The organism is Diaphorobacter caeni, assembly GCF_015354245.1.
In the GTDB taxonomy this organism is placed as follows: domain Bacteria; phylum Pseudomonadota; class Gammaproteobacteria; order Burkholderiales; family Burkholderiaceae_C; genus Diaphorobacter_A; species Diaphorobacter_A caeni.
The window spans coordinates 440,256-458,502 of the sequence record NZ_JADKYZ010000004.1 but is presented as its reverse complement, the minus strand read 5'-3'; the positions used below and the strand labels follow the sequence as shown (position 1 = coordinate 458,502).

At 64.7% G+C, this 18,247-nt stretch carries 21 protein-coding genes; 12 read left to right on the top strand and 9 right to left on the bottom strand.

From position 1 onward, the window contains the following. Nucleotides 1-82: 82 nt before the first annotated feature. From ISG32_RS12875 to gstA, 6 genes are all read right to left on the bottom strand, one after another. Nucleotides 83-1,075: a tripartite tricarboxylate transporter substrate binding protein gene (locus ISG32_RS12875; RefSeq protein WP_194771398.1), complete on the bottom strand. Its 993-nt coding sequence runs from the start codon at nt 1,073-1,075 to the stop codon at nt 83-85. Between the two features lie 39 nt (nt 1,076-1,114). Continuing rightward, on the bottom strand, nt 1,115-1,684 hold the full coding sequence (locus ISG32_RS12870; RefSeq protein ID WP_194771397.1) for a VOC family protein: 570 nt from the start codon (nt 1,682-1,684) through the stop codon (nt 1,115-1,117). A 24-nt stretch (nt 1,685-1,708) separates the two neighbouring features. Beyond that, nucleotides 1,709-2,041 carry an NIPSNAP family protein gene (locus ISG32_RS12865; RefSeq protein ID WP_194771396.1) on the bottom strand — a complete coding sequence of 111 codons (333 nt, stop codon included), beginning with the start codon at nt 2,039-2,041 and terminating at the stop codon, nt 1,709-1,711. After that, nucleotides 2,038-3,387 carry a fumarylacetoacetase gene (gene fahA / locus ISG32_RS12860; RefSeq protein ID WP_323745931.1) on the bottom strand — a complete coding sequence of 450 codons (1,350 nt, stop codon included), beginning with the start codon at nt 3,385-3,387 and terminating at the stop codon, nt 2,038-2,040. The genes ISG32_RS12865 and fahA overlap by 4 nt, the downstream gene beginning before the upstream one ends. Continuing rightward, on the bottom strand, nt 3,384-4,139 hold the full coding sequence (locus ISG32_RS12855; RefSeq protein ID WP_194771395.1) for an SDR family NAD(P)-dependent oxidoreductase: 756 nt from the start codon (nt 4,137-4,139) through the stop codon (nt 3,384-3,386). The genes fahA and ISG32_RS12855 overlap by 4 nt, the downstream gene beginning before the upstream one ends. Nucleotides 4,140-4,336: 197 nt before the next feature. After that, a complete protein-coding gene (gstA, locus tag ISG32_RS12850; protein ID WP_194771394.1) occupies nt 4,337-4,942 on the bottom strand; it encodes a glutathione transferase GstA in 606 nt (201 codons plus the stop codon). A 396-nt stretch (nt 4,943-5,338) separates the two neighbouring features. On the opposite strand from gstA, the gene mnmG reads away from it, so the two are divergent. From mnmG to ISG32_RS12815, 7 genes are all read left to right on the top strand, one after another. Then, complete coding sequence (gene mnmG / locus ISG32_RS12845; RefSeq protein WP_194771393.1) at nt 5,339-7,312, top strand: tRNA uridine-5-carboxymethylaminomethyl(34) synthesis enzyme MnmG; 1,974 nt, start codon at nt 5,339-5,341, stop codon at nt 7,310-7,312. Continuing rightward, nucleotides 7,309-7,965 (top strand): 16S rRNA (guanine(527)-N(7))-methyltransferase RsmG, encoded by a 657-nt coding sequence (rsmG, locus tag ISG32_RS12840; RefSeq protein ID WP_194771392.1) that lies wholly within the window; start codon nt 7,309-7,311, stop codon nt 7,963-7,965. Before mnmG ends, rsmG begins: the two co-directional genes overlap by 4 nt. A gap of 38 nt (nt 7,966-8,003) precedes the next feature. After that, entirely contained in the window at nt 8,004-8,618 is a 615-nt protein-coding gene (locus ISG32_RS12835) for a LysE family transporter (protein ID WP_194771391.1), read from the top strand. A gap of 24 nt (nt 8,619-8,642) precedes the next feature. Continuing rightward, nucleotides 8,643-9,413, top strand: coding sequence for a ParA family protein (locus ISG32_RS12830; protein WP_194771390.1), 771 nt, complete (start codon nt 8,643-8,645; stop codon nt 9,411-9,413). Nucleotides 9,414-9,430: 17 nt separating this feature from the next. Next, a complete protein-coding gene (locus tag ISG32_RS12825; RefSeq protein ID WP_194771389.1) occupies nt 9,431-9,985 on the top strand; it encodes an RBBP9/YdeN family alpha/beta hydrolase in 555 nt (184 codons plus the stop codon). A 5-nt stretch (nt 9,986-9,990) separates the two neighbouring features. Further along, nucleotides 9,991-10,941 (top strand): ParB/RepB/Spo0J family partition protein, encoded by a 951-nt coding sequence (locus ISG32_RS12820; protein ID WP_194771388.1) that lies wholly within the window; start codon nt 9,991-9,993, stop codon nt 10,939-10,941. A 142-nt stretch (nt 10,942-11,083) separates the two neighbouring features. Continuing rightward, nucleotides 11,084-12,121: a peptidoglycan-binding domain-containing protein gene (locus ISG32_RS12815; protein ID WP_194771387.1), complete on the top strand. Its 1,038-nt coding sequence runs from the start codon at nt 11,084-11,086 to the stop codon at nt 12,119-12,121. Between the two features lie 401 nt (nt 12,122-12,522). Here ISG32_RS12815 and ISG32_RS12810 read toward each other — a convergent pair whose 3' ends face one another. Together ISG32_RS12810 and ISG32_RS12805 are read right to left on the bottom strand one after the other, a co-directional pair. Beyond that, the gene (locus tag ISG32_RS12810) at nt 12,523-13,161 is read right to left on the bottom strand and encodes a flavin reductase family protein (protein WP_194771386.1); all 639 of its coding nucleotides are present in this window, start codon (nt 13,159-13,161) and stop codon (nt 12,523-12,525) included. A gap of 78 nt (nt 13,162-13,239) precedes the next feature. Beyond that, nucleotides 13,240-13,896, bottom strand: a complete 657-nt coding sequence (locus ISG32_RS12805; RefSeq protein ID WP_194771385.1) for a TetR/AcrR family transcriptional regulator — start codon at nt 13,894-13,896, stop codon at nt 13,240-13,242. Nucleotides 13,897-14,087: 191 nt separating this feature from the next. Here ISG32_RS12805 and ISG32_RS12800 point away from each other — a divergent pair, with 191 nt between their 5' ends. The 4 genes from ISG32_RS12800 to ISG32_RS12785 all read left to right on the top strand — a co-directional run bounded on the left by ISG32_RS12800 (nt 14,088) and on the right by ISG32_RS12785 (nt 15,941). Beyond that, a complete protein-coding gene (locus tag ISG32_RS12800) occupies nt 14,088-14,441 on the top strand; it encodes a DUF1428 domain-containing protein (RefSeq protein ID WP_194771384.1) in 354 nt (117 codons plus the stop codon). A gap of 94 nt (nt 14,442-14,535) precedes the next feature. After that, nucleotides 14,536-14,970: a VOC family protein gene (locus ISG32_RS12795; RefSeq protein ID WP_194771383.1), complete on the top strand. Its 435-nt coding sequence runs from the start codon at nt 14,536-14,538 to the stop codon at nt 14,968-14,970. Between the two features lie 11 nt (nt 14,971-14,981). Then, nucleotides 14,982-15,374, top strand: a complete 393-nt coding sequence (locus tag ISG32_RS12790) for a VOC family protein (RefSeq protein ID WP_194771382.1) — start codon at nt 14,982-14,984, stop codon at nt 15,372-15,374. Between the two features lie 63 nt (nt 15,375-15,437). Then, nucleotides 15,438-15,941, top strand: coding sequence for an SRPBCC family protein (locus ISG32_RS12785; protein ID WP_194771381.1), 504 nt, complete (start codon nt 15,438-15,440; stop codon nt 15,939-15,941). A gap of 18 nt (nt 15,942-15,959) precedes the next feature. On the opposite strand, the gene ISG32_RS12780 is transcribed toward ISG32_RS12785, so the two are convergent. Beyond that, the gene (locus ISG32_RS12780) at nt 15,960-16,859 is read right to left on the bottom strand and encodes an AraC family transcriptional regulator (RefSeq protein WP_194771380.1); all 900 of its coding nucleotides are present in this window, start codon (nt 16,857-16,859) and stop codon (nt 15,960-15,962) included. A gap of 66 nt (nt 16,860-16,925) precedes the next feature. Here ISG32_RS12780 and ISG32_RS12775 point away from each other — a divergent pair, with 66 nt between their 5' ends. After that, a complete protein-coding gene (locus tag ISG32_RS12775) occupies nt 16,926-18,197 on the top strand; it encodes an MFS transporter (RefSeq protein ID WP_194771379.1) in 1,272 nt (423 codons plus the stop codon). Nucleotides 18,198-18,247 lie beyond the last annotated feature (50 nt).

Here is an 18,247-nt window from a genome sequence, read left to right as displayed (position 1 = left end):
GCCCCGCCGCGCTGGCTATGTCCCCCTCCCGCGAGGCGAGAGAGGGATGGCGCGAAGCGACTCAGGGGGGGCTTTTCTCTTCTCAGTCCTGCAGCGGAATGCCCACCTTGGCGATCACGCTGCGCCAGCGCTTGATCTCGCTTTCCACCATGCGGCGGAACTCGTTGGGCGTGCTGCGCGAGGCCATGCTGCCGGAGTCGAACAGCGTCTTCTGGATGTCGGCGCCGCGCAGAGCCGTGTTCACGTCGCCGGAGAGGCGGTCGATGATGGCCTGGGGCGTGTTTGCGGGTGCGGCGATGCCCAGCCACGAGCGCACCTCGAAGCCGCGCAGCACGGCGGAGACGGGAGGTACGCCGATCATGGTGGGCCATTCGGCCGCGCTGGTCACGCCGAGCGCGCGCAGGCGGCCCGACTTGATGTGCGGGGAGGCCACGGTGAGCGTGTCGGTGAGGATGTCCACATCGCCCGCGATGACGGCCTGCACCGGGGCGCCGCCGCCACGGTAGGGCACGTGCATCAGCTGCACGTTGGCGGTGGAGCCGAGCAGCTCACCGACCATGTGCTGGGTGGAGCCCACGCCGACCGAGGTGAAGGTGATGCGGCCGGGTTCCTTCTTCGCCATTTCGAGCAGCTCGGCCAGATTCTTGGCCGGGTGATCGGCGCGCACGGCCACCACGAACGGAAACGCCGACACCGTGGAGATGAACGCGAAGTCCTTCACCGGGTCGTACGGCAGCTTCTTCTTGAGCGCTGCGGACACCGTATGGGCGCCCGTGAGCATGACGAGGTTGTAGCCGTCCGGCGCGGCCTTGGCGACCGCATTGCTCGCGATCACGCCACCGGCGCCGCTCTTGATGTCGACGACCACGGGCTGCTTGAGTGACTCGGAAAGTTTCTGAGCGACAAGCCGTGCGACCACGTCGGCGTTTCCGCCCGCGCCGAAGCCGTGCGTCAACGTGACCGGGTGGGTGGGGTAGCTGGCCTGCGCCCAGCTGAGGGACGGCGCTGCAAGGGCTGCGGCCCCTGCGGTGAGGACGTGCCGGCGCGAGAACGAGAAGGAATGTGTGCTTGGCAAGTTGGTGTCTCCTGATGCGCCAATTGAAACAATTTGTATTTATACTGATTTTGCCTTGTCTTCGCGTGCGTATCCGGTCTGGGAGCCGTAAAGCAGCGCCCTTTGGGACCAGTCATGCGTCTGATTCCACAGAGCGAGAACTTCGGGGGCTTCTTTTTCAAAGATCCGGTATCTCGACGGCTCGCAGGTGCGCGCCGTGAGCTCAAGGCGGTGGCCCGAAGGGTCGAAAAAGTAGATCGAGGTGATGAAGTCGTCATGGTTGGTGGGGCCGACCACCTTGACGCCCTTGGCCTCGAGGTCCTTCTTGGCATGCAGCACCGCGTCGATGTTCTCCACCTCGAAGGCGAAGTGCTGGATCCAGCCCGGCGTGGCGGCATCGCGACCAGAGGGCTCGCCGTCGTCCTTGGGACATTCGAAGAAGGCGATGTTGCTGCCGTCCTCCATCTCGAAAAAGATGTGGATGTGCGGGCTGTATTTGCCGGTGGACGGCACATGGTCCTCGCCCATCGCGTGCGAGAACTTGAGGCCCAGCACCTCGGTGTAGAACTTGACGGTTTCGGCAGCGTCCTTGCAGCGGAAGGCGGCGTGATGCAGTTTCTTGCACAGCATGTGGTGTCTCCTTGGGGGCTTGAATCAGGCTTGGGGCTCGTTCCACATCGGTGTGAAGAACGGGGCGGGGTTGAGGAATTTCGACTCCTGGCTCTGCAGCAGCGGCAGCATGCGCGCCACGTATTTCTGCCAGTCGGGATTGGCTGCGAGCTGGGCACGCAGCGCTGCGCGCTCATTGAGATCGGTGTAGGCCCAGAGGTGAACGATCTGGTTGAGCGGGCCGCTTTCGGTCGTGTAGTAGCCGACCATGCGCCCCAGGATCCGGTGCTGGATGGCGAGTCCCTCGGCCTCGTAGAGCGCAAGGTAGTCGCGCCACTTGCCGGGCAGGGCCGTGTAGGTGCGTTGTTCGATGATCATGGGGTGGAGGTTTCACGTGAAACGGCGGGCAGCAGCGTGCCGGTGCAGACGCCGAAGCCGATGGGCACAAACCCGTCGCGCTCGCAGCGGCCATGGAATGTCACTTCGTCGCCATCCTCGAGGAAGCTGCGACGCTCGCCGGTGGCCGCCAGCTGCATGCCTTCGGCGCCGCCGCGCGTGATCTCGAGCAGGCTGCCAAGCGCGTCCTGGCCCGCGCCGGAGACCGTTCCCGAGCCCATCAGATCGCCCGTGTCCAAGGCGGTGCCGTTGCTGCTGTGGTGCGTGACCATCTGCGCGAAGCTCCAGTACAGCGTCTCGGTGTTGGAGCGCGAGAGGGCATGCGCGGGTGCATTGGCTTCGCGCATGCGGGCGGTGCGCAGGGTGGCATCGATGCGGATGTTGAGCGCGCCACCGACCTGATCGGCCGCATTGAAGAGATGGGGCAGCGGCGCGGGGTCGCCCTCGGCGCGGGCCGCCACGGCGACGCGGAAGGGGGCCAGTGCCTCGGCCGTCACTACCCAGGGCGAGACGCTGGTCGCGAAGTTCTTGGCGAGAAAGGGGCCGAGCGGCTGGTATTCCCAGGACTGCACGTCACGCGCGGACCAGTCGTTGAGCAGCGAGAAGCCGAAGATGTGGTTCCATGCGTTGGCCACATCGACCGGTTCTCCGTCCTTCGACGGCGTGCCGATGTACATGCCCAGTTCGACCTCGTAGTCGAGCCGCTTCGCGGGGGCGAATACCGGCGCGGCCTGGTCCGCCGCCTTGAGCTGTCCCCAGGGGCGCTGCACCCGGTCGCCGCTCACACGGATGCTGTTCGCGCGGCCGTTGTAGGCCACGGGCACGTACTTGTAGTTGGGCAGCAGCGGGGCGTCCGGGCGGAACAGCCGACCGGCGTTCGTCGCGTGGTGCACCGACGCGAAGAAGTCGGTGTAGCCGGCGATTTTCACCGGCAGCAGCAGCTCGGCGCGGCTCATCGGAATCAGCGCGGCCGTGAGCACGGCACGGTGCTCCTCGTTGCCTGCGCAAAGCAGGCGGGACAGCGCGGCGCGCAGGGCCGAGGCGGCTTGGTTGCCGAGTGCCATCAGCGCGTTCAGGTGCGGTTCGGTGCAGGCGTCGGCGGCCTTGCGCGCGTCGCCCGTGAAGAGCTGCAGGCAGGCGCCGATGTCCAGAATCTGGTCTCCGATGCCCACGCCACAGCGTGCGGCCTCTTGCGAGCCCTGCGGGCGGAAGGCGGCGAAGGGCAGGTTCTGGATCGGGAAGTCGCATCCGGCGACGTTGGCGCTGTCCACCCAGCTGCGCAGTTGCGGATCGTGGGTCGCGTTCAGGTTGATGGGGGTGTTCTTCACAGGACATGCCCTCCGTCGATCACGATGCGGGTGCCCGTGGAGGTGCGCAGCAGCGCCGCGCAGGCCACCACGGAATCCGCCACGTCTTCGGGCGTCACCACGCGGCCCAGGGGCGTCTTGGCTGCCTTTTTCTCGATTTCCTCGCGGCTGCGTCCGGCGACGAAGTCGGTGTCCACCGAGGCCGGGGAAACGCACAGAAAGCGTACCGGGCCGAATGCGCGGGCCAGCGACTGGGTCAGCGTGTCGAGCGCCGCTTTGGCCGCGCAATAGGCCATGTTGCTGCCGTTGCCGGTGAAGGCGGAGACGGACGAGACGCTGACCACGACCGCGTCGCTGCCGCTCGTCTTGAGCAGCGGCATCAGCGCATGGACGATGGCGTAGGTGCCGCCGACGTTGGACAGTAGGATCTCGTTGAACAGGGCGGGGGTGAGCGTGTCCAGATCGCCGTGGGCGATACGCTGCGTGTATCCGGCGGAGTTCACCAGAATGTCGAGACGGCCAAAGCGCTGCGTCAGCCACTCGGCCGCTGCGGCGTGCGTGGCGGTGTCGTCGAGCGAGATTTGCAGCGTGTAGTGCTCGCCTTCCAGCGAGGCACGCAGCGCCTCGGCGCGCTCCTTGCCGGAGTGGTAGCCGATCACCACGGTTGCGCCCTCGCGTGCCAGAGCGCGCACGGTGGCCGCGCCGATGCCATTGCTGCCGCCGGTGACGAAGGCGATTTTGCCGGACAGGCGTGATGTCAGAGTTGAATTCATGTTCGGTAAAAAGGCCTGTCCGATGCTCGGAGACCCTTGATTGAGAAATGAATTTGATTGTTTGGGATGCGCGGGCTGGAGTCTGGCGGGTGTTCAATAAATGAACACGAGACGATGTGGCGTCCATTCAGGCAAAGAAAAACGGCGTTCCTGCCAGGGCAGGAAACGCCGTTGTGGGGTGCCGGAGATCGGCGTATTTACTTGATCAGGCCTTCAGCCTTCATTGCTTCCACCACGGCGGGGCGGGCGCCCACGCGTGCACGGTAGGCACCGAGATGGGCGAAGCCGGAGATGTCCACGCCCGTGAGCGATGCCCAGTTGGTCACGGTGAACAGATAGGCGTCGGCCACGGTGAACTGGTCTCCCATGAGGTACTGCTTGCCGGCGAGTTCGTCTTCCACATACTTCAGGCGTTGGACGATTCGTTCGCGGGACGCGTTCTTGACTTCGTCGGAGTTGGGGCCGAACAGCGGGCTGAAGTTCTTGTGCAGCTCGGTGCCGATGAAGGTCAGCCATTCCTGGAGCTTGTAGCGCTCCCACGTGCCGTTGGCGGGAGCCAGCTTCTTCTCGGGAGCCTGATCGGCCAGATACTGGACTATGGCGGGGCCTTCGTGCAGGCGCTTGCCGTCGTCGAGTTCGAGCAGCGGCACATAGCCCAGCGGGTTGATCGTGTAGAAGTCCGTGCCGTCCTGCAGCTTGTGGGACTTGGTGCTGGCGAGCACCGGGGTGTACTTCAGGCCGAGTTCCTGCAGCACGATGTGCGGGGACAGGGAGCAGGCGCCGGGGGAGTAGTAGAGCTTCATGAAAGGGACCTTTTCTTTGTCAGTCAGGGGGAATGAAACGTCAACGGATGAACATGCTATACCGACTTGAACGGGCCTGCTTGAATGTGCGTTCTCTATCGCGCGGAGATGATTTGCTTAAAATTTAAGCAGGTCAAAAGAGGAAGATGTGGGCTGTTTCACGTGGAACATGCCGGCATTCCACGAAGTCCTCGGGGCGGATGGCTTGGTGCGTGGGACAGAAATGCCCGGTCGTGGGAAAATCACGGGTTTCCCGACCCTTGATGGGGCGGTCTTCCAGTTTCACGGATCGACAGGGCCATGAGTTGTCCCGTCTGTCCTGCCACCCGGCTGCGCGCGGTCGGGTGGGAACGAGTCGTTGTTGGCGGGCGAGCGCGTCCCCCGGAGTTGCACTCCATGTTGTATCCCCAGAATTTTGATGTCATCGTAGTTGGCGGCGGTCACGCCGGAACCGAGGCAGCCCTTGCCGCCGCGCGCATGGGCTGCAAAACCTTGCTGCTCTCGCACAACATCGAGACGCTTGGCCAGATGAGCTGCAACCCCAGCATCGGCGGAATCGGCAAGGGTCACCTCGTGAAGGAGGTTGACGCCATGGGCGGTGCGATGGCATTGGCCACCGACCGGGGCGGCATCCAGTTCCGCATCCTCAACAGTTCCAAGGGGCCGGCGGTGCGTGCGACGCGTGCGCAGGCCGACCGCATCCTGTACAAGGCGGCCATCCGCGAGATGCTGGAGAACCAGCCGAATCTCTGGCTGTTCCAGCAGGCGGTCGATGACCTGATGGTGGAGGGCGACCGCGTGGTCGGTGCCGTCACTCAGGTGGGCATCCGCTTTCGCAGCCGCACCGTGGTGCTGACAGCAGGAACATTCCTCGACGGCAAGATTCACGTGGGGCTGAACAATTACGCTGCGGGCCGTGCTGGCGATCCTCCGGCGGTGTCGCTGTCCGCGCGCCTCAAGGAGTTGAAGCTGCCGCAGGGCCGCCTCAAGACCGGGACGCCACCGCGCATCGACGGCCGCAGCATCGATTTTTCCAAATGTGGTGAGCAGCCCGGCGACGGCATGCCCGGCGGCGTGAACGAGGGCACTGTCCCGGTTTTCAGCTTCATGGGCAATGCGGCGATGCATCCCAGGCAGGTGCCTTGCTGGGTCACGCACACCAATGCGCGTACCCACGAGATCATCCGCTCGGGCTTCGACCGCAGCCCCATGTTCACCGGCAAGATCGAGGGCGTGGGCCCGCGTTACTGCCCAAGCGTGGAAGACAAGATCAACCGCTTCGCGGACAAGGAAAGCCACCAGATCTTTCTGGAGCCCGAGGGGCTGACCACGCACGAGTACTACCCGAACGGCATCTCGACGAGCCTGCCCTTTGATGTTCAGTACGACCTGGTCCGCAGCATGGTCGGTCTGGAGAATGCGCATATCCTGCGTCCCGGGTATGCCATCGAGTACGACTACTTCGATCCACGCTCGCTCAAGAGCAGCTTCGAAACCCGCCAGATCAATGGCCTGTTCTTCGCCGGCCAGATCAACGGAACCACCGGCTACGAGGAGGCGGCGGCCCAAGGGATGTTCGCGGGTATCAACGCGGCGCTGCAATGTCGCGAACAAGAAGCATGGGTGCCGCGCCGCGACGAGGCCTATCTGGGGGTGCTCGTGGACGACCTGATCACCAAGGGCGTGAACGAGCCTTATCGCATGTTCACCAGCCGGGCGGAGTTCCGCTTGCAGCTGCGCGAGGACAACGCGGACATGCGACTGACTGAGGTTGCACGCAACATGGGGTTGATCGACGATACCCGCTGGGATGCCTTCAGCCGCAAGCGCGATGCTGTTTCACGTGAAACAGAACGCCTGAAAGCCACTTGGGTGAATCCGCGCAGTCTCCCCGCATCCGAATCCGAGCGTGTACTGGGCAAGGCCATTGACCATGAGTACAACCTGTTCGATCTGCTGCGTCGCCCGAATGTGGGCTACGGCGAGCTCACGAACATGGATGGCGGCAAGTTCGTGAACCCCGATGTTTCACGTGAAACGTTGGGCGAACTCAGCGACTCCGTCATCGAGCAGGTGGAGATCGCGGCCAAATACTCGGGTTATATCGACCGCCAGAAGGATGAGGTCGAACGTGCCGCGCATTTTGAAAAGCTGCGTCTGCCCGATGAGTTGGATTACATGCAGGTGGCGGCACTGTCATTTGAAGTGCGTCAGACGCTGCAGAAGCATCGGCCTGAAACACTGGGTCAGGCGTCCCGCATGTCGGGGGTGACACCGGCGGCGATCTCGCTGCTGATGGTGCATCTGAAGAAGGGCGGGTTCAAGGACTTCATCAATCTCTCCGGGCAACCTGTGGAAACTGCGGCATGAGCGAAGCAATGTTGAATCAGCTGCGAGAGGGTGCGCAGACGCTGGGCCTGAAATTGAGTGAACAGCAGTTCTCGCAGTTGATGGAGTTTCTGTCCGTGCTGCAGAAGTGGAACAAGGTCTACAACCTGACTTCCGTCCGTGATCCGCAGGAAATGCTCACGCACCATCTGCTGGACAGTCTTGCTGCGGTTTTGCCGCTGCAGAAGCATCTCGCGAACCTGCCTCAGGGTCAGCGCGAAAAGCTGCTCGACGTCGGTTCGGGCGGCGGCTTGCCGGGCGTGGTGTTCGCCATCTGCTGCCCACAGCTGGACGTGAGTTGCGTGGATACGGTGGCCAAAAAAGCGGCCTTCATCAGTCAGGCAGCGGCCACGCTCAAGCTGTCCAATCTGCACGGCATCCATGCGCGGGTCGAAACGCTGACTGACAAATACGACGTCGTGAGCTGCCGGGCGTTCGCCTCGCTGGTCGATTTCACGACCTGGTCGCGTGCCACGCTGGCTGACCATGCCATCTGGTTTGCGATGAAGGGCAAGCATCCTCATGACGAAATCGCCGCGCTGAGTGACGATGTGACCGTGTTTCACGTGGAACAACTGCAGGTCCCCGCGCTTGATGCAGATCGTTGCATCGTCTGGATGAGGCCCGTGCCTTAAACTAGCGTCATCAACTTCTTCCCGCACCAGGTCATCCCATGTTTGGAATTGCTGACTACGGCGCGTTCGTCGCCGCGATCATCCTGTTTCTGTGCATTCCCGGTCCCGGGAATCTTGCGCTGATCACCTCGACCAGCAAGGGCGGCGTGCGCGGCGGTTTCGCGTCCACCTTCGGCGTGATCTGCGCCGACCAGGTGCTGATGTGGGCCGCAGTCGGTGGCGTTGCGGGTCTGATGGCGGCGTATCCGGCGGCATTCCATGCAGTGCAGTGGCTGGGTGCGGCATATCTGGCATGGATGGGCTGGCGCATGCTGCGTGCCAAGCCGGGCGATGCGCCGGTGATCAACATCCAGCCGCGCCACTACTTCAAGCAAGGCGCCATCATCACCTTGCTCAATCCCAAGGCCATCGTGTTCTACATGGCGTTCTTTCCGCTGTTCGTGAACCCCAAGACGCATCAGGGTCTGACCACCTTCACCGCCATGGCCGCGACGGTCGCCACCCTGACGCTGATCTATGCCACGATCATGATCGTTCTGACTCATTTTCTGGCGGAGCGCATGCGCGCCAATCCGCGCATCGTCGCCTTGCTCGAAAAGACGGCGGGGATTTTTCTCATTGGCTTCGGCGTCAAGCTGGCCATTTCCAAATAACACCGAACACCTCGAAAAGATCGCATGGCCAAGATTTTCTGCATTGCCAATCAGAAGGGTGGAGTTGGCAAAACCACCACCACCGTGAACCTTGCTGCGGGCCTGGCCAAGATCGGTCAGCGCGTACTGCTGGTGGACCTCGATCCCCAGGGCAATGCGACCATGGGGTCTGGTGTGGACAAGCGCGCGCTGGAGCTCAGCGTCTATGACGTGCTGCTCGAATCCGCATCGATCAAGGAAGCGGCCGTGAAGGCGGAGCAGTGCGGCTATCACGTGCTGGGTGCCAACCGCGAACTGGCCGGTGCCGAGGTGGAACTGGTGACGTTGGCCCAGCGTGAGAAGCGCCTGAAGGCGGCGCTCGCGGCGGTCGACAAGGATTACGACTTCGTGCTGATCGACTGCCCGCCGAGCCTCTCGATGCTCACGCTGAACGGCCTGTGCAGCGCCAACGGCGTGGTCGTGCCCATGCAGTGCGAGTACTTCGCGCTCGAAGGGCTGACCGATCTGGTGAACACCATCAAGCAGGTGCACGCCAATCTGAATCCCGACCTGCAGGTCATCGGTCTGCTGCGCGTGATGTACGACCCGCGCATCACGCTGCAAAGTCAGGTCAGCGAACAGCTCAAGGACCACTTCGGCGACAAGGTGTTCGACACCGTCATCCCACGCAACGTGCGGCTCGCCGAGGCCCCCAGCTATGGCCTGCCTGGCGTGGTGTTCGATGCGAGCGCCAAGGGCAGCATCGCCTTCGTTGAGTTCGCGAAGGAAATGGTCAAGCGCATCAAGAAGATGTGAGCCGGGCCGCAGCACTCATGAACGCAAGCAATGTGTTGATCCTGCCGGGCTGGCAGGGCTCGGGGGGGGAGCACTGGCAAAGCCGCTGGGAGCGTCTGCACGGCTACCGGCGCGTGGAGCAGCACGACTGGATGCATCCGCTGCGTGGCGATTGGAGCGCGCGGCTGGAGGAGACGGTGGTCGATGCCGACGGCCCGCTCGTGCTTGTCGCGCACAGCCTCGGCTGCATCCTGACGGCCTGGTGGGCCGCGCATTCGCGCAATGTGGCCAAGGTGCAGGCGGCTTTGCTGGTCGCGCCCGGCGATGTGGAGCGCCCCGAACTCGCCGGTCCGCTGCATGGCTGGCGGCCGATCTCGCTGCGTGCGCTGCCGTTCCCGAGCATCCTCGTGGGCAGTCGGAACGATCCGTATTGCAGCCTCGAGCGCGCAGCCGCGCTGGCCGAGGCCTGGGGCTCGCGCCTTGTGGACGCGGGCGCCTGTGGACATATCAACGCCGCATCGGGTCTGGGCGACTGGGCCGAGGGGCATGCGCTGCTGGATTCGCTGGTGCAGAACAAGACAAAGAAGGACTGAACGACATGGTCACGAAGAAACCCAAGGGCCTCGGCCGCGGACTCGAAGCATTGCTGGGCCCCAAGGTGGCGGACAAGACGCCGGTGGCGGCGGTCTCGATCAAGGACACCGGTCCGGTGCCGGAGCAGGGCGTAGGCAAGCTCGCGCTCACCGAGATGGTGGCCGGCATGTACCAGCCGCGCACGCGCATGGACGAAGGCGCGCTCTATGAGCTGGCCGAAAGCATCAAGCAGCAGGGCATCATGCAGCCCATCCTGGTGCGCAAGCTCTCCGACGGCCCGAACGTCGGCAAGTACGAAATCATCGCGGGCGAGCGGCGTTTCCGCGCCTCCAGGCTGGCCGGCCTGACCGAGGTGCCGGTGCTGGTGCGAGACGTGCCCAACGAGGCCGCCGCCGCCATGGCGCTGATCGAGAACATCCAGCGCGAAGACTTGAATCCGCTCGAAGAAGCGCAGGGTCTGCAGCGCCTGATCCGCGAATTCGGTCTCACGCATGAGCAGGCCGCGCAGGCCGTGGGCCGTTCGCGCAGCGCCGCGTCCAACCTGCTGCGTCTGCTGAATCTGGCCGACCCGGTGCAGACCATGCTGATGGCCGGCGACATCGACATGGGCCACGCCCGCGCGCTGCTGTCGCTGGACCGTGCTGCGCAGATCACCGCCGGCAACCAGATCGCGGCCAAGAAGCTGTCTGTGCGCGAGGCCGAGGCGCTGGTCAAGAAGCTCGGTGCTGAATTCAATCTGCAGCCCCAGAAGCCCAAGAAGGAGAAGACGCGCGACATGAAGCGCGTCGAGGAAGAACTCTCCGACCTGCTCACCGCGGAGGTGGAGGTGCGGGTGAAGAAGCGCGTCAAGCGCCACGGCAAGGTCGAGGAGATGGGCGAGGTGGCCATCCAGTTCGGCTCTCTCGATTCGCTCAACGGACTCATCGAACGGCTGCGCGGCAATCCGTCAAATTGAAGCTAAAAGTTTCTAACAGAAACAAACTGCAAGCTTCATCCGCCAAAAGAGTCGGAGCGCTATTATTTCCCGTCATTTTTTGAGCGGGAGCATCTCCCCGTTCAAACGCACTTCAATCAAGCGTATGGAAGGGGAGTCCGTGATGCGCAGAACTCACATGACCTTGCTCGCGGCCGCATGTGCCGCGGTGGCGCTGACGGGTTGTGAAACGACTGACATGAAAATGGGCAGCTCGGATTCCAAGACCGTGGCCACGGGCTCCGCAGGTGGCTCCAGCACGGCCAACGCGAGCAGCCAGCTCGAGCGCTGCCAGGCGCCGCTCGGCACGGTCTCGCTGGTCGAGAATCAGGACGCGGGCTGGTACACCATCCTGCGCAACGAATACCGCCTGCCGCCCACGGCCAATCTGCTGCGCCTGCTGGTGCAGCAATCCAATTGCTTCATCGTCGTCGAGCGCAGCGCGGCCGGCATGCGCGCCATGGACCGCGAGCGCCAGATCATGGGCTCGGGGGAAATGCGCGGCGGCAGCAACTTCGGCAAGGGCCAGATGGTGGCGTCCGACTACGCCATGTCGCCCGAAATCATCTTCTCCAACAGCGACGCGGGCGGAATCGGCGGCGCGCTGGGGGGGCTGATCGGCGGTGGCCGTGGCGCGGCCGTGGCGGCCATCGGCGGCAGCCTCAAGACGCGCGAGGCGAACGCCATGCTGACGCTGGTGGACAACCGCTCGGGCGTGCAGGTCTCGGCCTCCGAGGGAAGTGCCTCCAAAAGCGATTTTGCGGGCTTTGGCAGCATTTTCGGCAGCTCGGCAGGGGGTGGCCTCGGCGGATACCAGAACACCGCTCAGGGCAAGGTCATCACGGCCGCCTTCATGGATGCCTACAACCAGATGGTCGTGGCGCTGCGCAACTACCGCGCGCAGTCGGTGCAGGGCCAGGGCCTCGGCGGCGGCGGCCGCCTGAGCGTGGACGGTGCCGCGCCTCCCTCGCAGACCCGTGCCGGCGCCAGCATGTCCACGCGCGAGGCGCAGGCGCGTCTGCAGGAGATGGGCTACAACGTGACGCCCGACGGCTCGATGGGCGCCAAGACCATGAACGCGATCCGCGCCTTCCAGCGGGACCAAGGCCTGAGCCAGAACGGGCGCCTCGACAAGGCGACGCTGGACGCGCTCTCACGGTAGAGCGGAAGCCCCCCTGAGGCGCTTCGCGCCTTTCCCCTCTCTCGCTTCGCGGGAGGGGGACGCAGCAAGCGCGGCGGGGCGGCCCTTGCGCGGCTGCTCTCGCTTGGGCCGCGCCGGTTTCATGCGCTGCGGGGCGTGCGCTCTTTTCTGCGAGTGGACCTGAAGCGATCCGGGCCGTTTTCTTGTGCTGCGGGGCGGGACATGCACCTTTGCGCAAAGCGTTCAACCCACTGTCACCTTGTTGCACCTGAACCGTGCGACATAGGCTGCAAGCGCGGTGATTTGGCCCGGGACGCCCGCCGTTTCCACGGAGCATCTGCCGCTGTTCACTGATTCCCGCTACGCATCGCGTGCGGGTCTCGGTACACGGCTGCGGTGCGCGGTGCCATGGAGCAGGCGTTTCAGCGCGGGCGGAACATGCGAAAGCGCTGTGCTTCTCCGATGCTGAAATAGTCCGCCGGGCCGCCGCCGCGCAGAATCGGCTCGCCCGCCGCAGTGTCGTAGACGCCATCCTTGAGCAGGCGATGTTCGATGTGCACCGCCACCACTTCGCCGAGCACCAGCCAGCTCGGAGCGGCCACGCCGTCGATGCCCTGGAGCTGCACGATCTGCGTGCACTTGCATTCCATGGTCACGGGGCTCTCGGCGACGCGCGGCGGGGCGACGACCTGCGAGGCCAGCGGCGTGAGGCTCGAGAGCGCGAACTCGTCCACCTCGGGCGGCACGGCCGCGCAGCTCTGATTCATGGCCTCGGCCAGCGGTGCGGTGGCGAGGTTCCACACGAACTCGCCGGTCGCCTCGATGTTGGTCAGCGTGTCCTTCTTGCCAAGGCTCGAGAAGCCGATGATCGGCGGGGTGTAGTTGAAGGCGTTGAAGAAGCTGTAGGGCGCGAGATTGAGCACGCCCGCGGCGCTTCGCGTGGAGATCCAGCCGATGGGACGCGGCCCGATGATGGCGTTGAACGGGTCATGCGGCAGGCCATGGCCTTCGCGCGGAATGTAGGTGTGAAAGCGGTCGGATGCGGTGGGGATGGTGGACATGGCAGACTTGGCGGGCAGTGGAGTGTGAAACGGTTGGCTCCATCCTAGCCTCTCGTCCGGCGCTGGCACGCTTGGCGCTCAAAGCCCTTTTTCGACCATCAGCAGCAGCCGCTCGGTGAGCGCCGTGCGCTGCTCGGGCGTGCTCTGGCGCAGAGGGCCGTCGATCATCAGCGTGGCCATGCCATGCACCGCCGACCAGGCCAGATACTCGGCCTGCGCGCGATGAGAGGCCGCCAGCACATGTGCATCGACCATCGCGTCGAGCGCTTCGGCAAGCTGTTCGAACGGATCGGCGCCGGAGCTGCGCGGCTGCAGTGGGAGCGTTTGCGCGGTGAGCGCGTCGCGCTCCAGATCGCTGACCGCAAACGCCGTGCGGAACCAGCCCGTCTCCGCCTGGGCGAACTCGAGATAGCCACGCCCCACGGCCGCCAGCATGGCGCGTGCGCGCTGCGCGGCGTCGGTGATCCGGCGTGCCGACTCCAGCTGGGCTTCGATGGTCCGGGCCATCGTGCTCAGCACCTGCATGCGCACCGCCTCGAACAGCGCTTCCCGGTTCGCGAAATGCCGGTAGGCCGCATTCGGCGCGACCCCTGCACGCCGGGTGGCCTCGCGCAGCACGATGGCCTGCGGACCGCCTTCGCGCGCGAGCTTCACGCCCGCGTCCACCAGCGCCATGTACAGGTCGCCATGGTGGTAGGAGCGTCGGGAGGACGGGTCGTTGGTGGAGGCGGACATGTGGGAGGTGATCCGGGCGGCGGGCAGGTTGCTGACAAGCTTAGAGCGTGTTGACGATCTCCACACGCTCTTACCAACCTGAACAAATCAAATGTGGACAGCGTCCATTTTAGTTGACAAAATAAGTGAACGATGTCCACATTGATGGATTCTTCGTTCTTCAGTTCACTTTGGAAAAAGGAGTCGGAGTCATGAATCGTCAGAATTACGTTGACGGCTTTCTGTGTCCGGTGAAGGCGCACGACCGGGAGCGCTATCTCGCGGTCGCCACGGCGGCGGCCGGGCTGTTCAGGAAACACGGCGCGCTCTCGGTGGTCGAGTGCTGGGGCGACGATGTGCCCGAGGGCCAGCTCACCTCCATGCCGATGGCCGTGAAGCTGGAGCAGGGCGAGGTCGTCGTGTTCTCCTGGGTCGTCTGGCCGGACAAGGCGGTGCGCGACAGGGGCATGCAGGCGGTGATGGACGACCCCGCCATGCCGAAAGACATGCCGTTCGACGGCAAGCGGCTGATCTACGGCGGATTCCAGCCCATGCTTGTCGCCTGATCGGCTTTGCGGGCCCATTGGGTGACTCCATCAGGATTCATGTTCCGTTCATGAAGCCACGCAATCATCGGTGGCTCGCCACAAGGAGACATTCATGCAATTCATTCCTTACCTGAACTTCAACGGCAACTGCGAGGAAGCCATGGCGTTCTACGCCAAGGTGCTCAATGGTCGGCAGGGCCCCGTCATGCGCTTCGGCGACATGCCACCGTCGCCCGACATGCCGCCCATGCCCGAAAGCGCCAGAAACGGCGTGATGCACACGTTCGTGCAGTTCGGCGACCAGGAGCTGATGGGCTCCGACGTGATGCCCGAGGGCTGCGCGGGCGCTGCCTATCAGGCGCCTCAGGGGGTGTACATCTCGATCAGAGTGGATACAGTGGATGAGGGCCGTCGCATCTTCGACGCCTTCACCGAAGGCGGCAAGGTGACGATGCCGTTCGACAGAACCTTCTGGTCGCCCGGCTTCGGCATGGTCACGGATCGCTTCGGCACGCCGTGGATGATCAACGTGTTCGAGCAGGCATGAAGGAGCGACCCATGAGCACACCCTCCAACCCCGTCGTTTGGTTTGAAATCTACGTTCAGGACATGGCACGCGCGCGCAAGTTCTACGAGGCCGTGCTGCAGAAGACGCTGGAGCCCATGCAGGCCCCCGAGGGCGAAGTGTCCGGCTTCGAGATGTTCTCGTTTCCGGGCGGACCGAACAGCCCGGGAGCGGGCGGCATGCTCGTCAAGATGGACGGCGTGCCGTCCGGTGGCGGCGGCACGCTGGTGTACTTCGCGAGCGAGGATTGTGCGGTGGAGCAGTCGCGCGTCGAAGCGGCGGGTGGCCAGATCTTCAAGCCCAAGTTTTCGATAGGCCCCTATGGCTTTTGTGCGCTGATGATCGATACTGAGGGCAACTGCTTCGGCCTGCACTCGATGAGTTGAGATGACGTGAAACAACGTGAAATGACTTGAACGGGCGCCCGGACCAGTCAAAGGAGACACGCCATGTTTGATCCCACCGCAACGGACGGCGGCGATGCGCCGGCCCAGCCATCGCACATCAACGACCTGGTGCTCACGCGGCTGCTCGATGCGCCGGCCGAAAAGCTGTATCGCTGCTGGACCGAGCCCGCGCTGCTGGTGCAATGGTTCGTGCCCGCGCCGTGGAGCGTGGCGCGTGCCGAAGCGGACGTGCGCCCCGGTGGCCGCTGCCTCGTCGTGATGCGCAGCCCAGAAGGCCACGAGCTGCCCAACGATGGCGTCTATCTGGAGGTCATTCCCAACCGTCGGCTGGTGTTCACCGACGCGTACCGCGCGGGCTGGATTCCGTCGGACAAGCCCTTCATGACGGCCATCGTGAACTTCGAGCCCGTCGGCGACCAGACCCGCTACACCGCCATCGCGCGCCACTGGAACGAGCAGGATCGCAAGACCCACGAGGACATGGGTTTTCACACCGGCTGGGGCATCTGCGCGGACCAGCTCGAAGCGCTCGCGCGCACCTTGTAGCGCGTTGCGCGAACGGGCTCACTGCGTTCCGAAGAACTGCCCCGGTGACTGCCCCACCGACTTGCGAACCATCGCGCTGAACGCGCTGGGGCTGTAGCCGAGTTCGGTCGCGATGTGCGCGACCGGCATGCGCGACGCGGCCAGCGACAGCGCCTTGGCCAGCACCACCTGCTGACGCCACTGCGTGAAGGTGCTGCCCAGTTCGTGGCGGAACAATCGCGCCACGGTGCGCGGGCTGGCGCCGGTGTCGCGCGCCCACTCTTCCAGCGTTTCGTGGCGCGTGGGATCGGCGATCACGGCTTCGCAAAGATTGCGAAGGCGCTTGTCGTGCGGAAGATCGACGCCGATGCGCACCGGATTCGCGCGGCGCATTTCATCGCGGATCAACGCGCTCAGATGCTTCTCGCGCGCCAGTTCCTCGGGCGAGAGTCCGGGGCCGGCGTTCGACACGGTCGGCATCTCGCGCACCAGCGCGCGCAGCAGCTCCGAGACTTCCAGCACGCGGCACTGCCGCCACGCATCCTCATCGTGCCTTGCCACGCCGGGGCCACAGTGGCCGGCAGGTTGATGGAAGTACAGCGTGCGCAGATCCGCGTCTTCCACCATGGTCACCGCATGTTCCACGCCCGGCGGAATCCACAGTGCGCGCGAGGGCGGAACGAGGTAGGTGCCGGTGGGCACGTCGAGACGGATCACGCCCGAGGTCGAAATCGCCACCTGCGCCCACGCGTGGCTGTGCGGCTTGATCTGCGTATCCGCGCGCAGGCGGCGGTACTTCACGCGCACGGGCCGCTGGCGCGTGGGCATGAACAGCTCGGGCGTGGCGGACTCCACATACGACAGCTCGCGCGCGATGCGCCTGCCGGGCGTCTCGGGCCTGGTCTCGGCTGCGGTGTCCTTCGCGGTGCGTCTTGGCATGTTTGCAATAGAAGTTGGCAGACTATCGTATATCGGACGGAGAGCATTGCGCCTAACATCGGCCCCATGACCACTACAACATCCACACCTTCCGCGTCGCCGCCGGACAGCCTGCGGCAGGACGCGCGCACGATCGGACTGATCGGCCTCGCGCACGGCTCCTCGCACTTCTTCCACATGCTGCTGCCGCCGCTGTTCCCGTTCCTGATCACGGAGTTCGGCTACAGCTACTCCGAGCTCGCGCTGCTGGTGTCGATGTTCTATGTCGTCTCGGGCGTCGGTCAGGCGCTCTCGGGCTTCGTCGTGGACCGCGTGGGCGCACGCCCGATCCTGTTCTTCGCGCTGGCCTGCTTCGCCACCGCGGGCGTGCTCGCGGGCACGGCCAGCGGCTACACGGCGCTCATCGCCGCCGCCTGCGTCGCGGGGCTGGGCAATGCGCCGTTCCATCCTGTCGATTTCACCATCCTCAACAAGCGCGTTTCTCCCGCACGACTGGGGCATGGCTTCTCGGTGCACGGCATTTCGGGCAATCTGGGGTGGGCGACGGCTCCCGTCTTCATGGCCGGCATCGCCACCGCCACCGGGTCATGGCGCATCGCCTGCCTCTGCGGCTCGGGCATGGCGCTGCTGATCCTCGCGATCATGGTGTGGAACCGCGACGCGCTCGACGACCGCAAGGGCTCGTGGACGCAGGGCGCGGCCAAGGGCGCAGCGGCGGTCGCCGCCAAGCCCGAGCACCCGATGGCCTTTCTCAAGCTGTCGTCGGTGTGGTTGTGCTTCTCGTTCTTCTTCTGGAGCACCTGCTCGCTTGCCGCGATCCAGAGCTTCGCAAGCCCCGCGCTGCACCGCATGTACGGCACGCCGCTGTCCGTCACCGCGATGGTCGTCACCGGCTACATGCTCTGCGGCGCCATCGGCATGGTGATCGGCGGCTTCCTCGTCTCGCGCGTGGAGCGCCTGGAAAAGGTGATCTCGATGTGCCTGATCGCGTCCGCAGTGCTGCTGGCACTGGTGGGCTTCGGCGTGTTCCCCGGCATGCTGGCCCTCGTGGTCACGGCGCTGGCGGGCCTCGGTATCGGCGTGGCCGGTCCTTCGCGCGACATGCTGATCAAGCGCGCAGCGCCCCCCGGCGCAACCGGCCGCGTCTACGGCACGGTGTACTCGGGGCTGGACCTCGGCTTCTGCCTCGCCGCCCCCGTGTTCGGCGCGATGCTCGACGCCAACATGAACTCCGGCATCTTCTTCGGCTCGGCGGCGGCCCTGGTGCTCGGCGTGGTGTCAGCAGGCTTTGTGGGCGCGGGTGTGGCCGCACGCACGGTGCGACCAGCCACCGCCTGATTCATTTTCAACGCGTGATGCAAAGGGCCCGCTGCAAAGTCGGGCCCTTT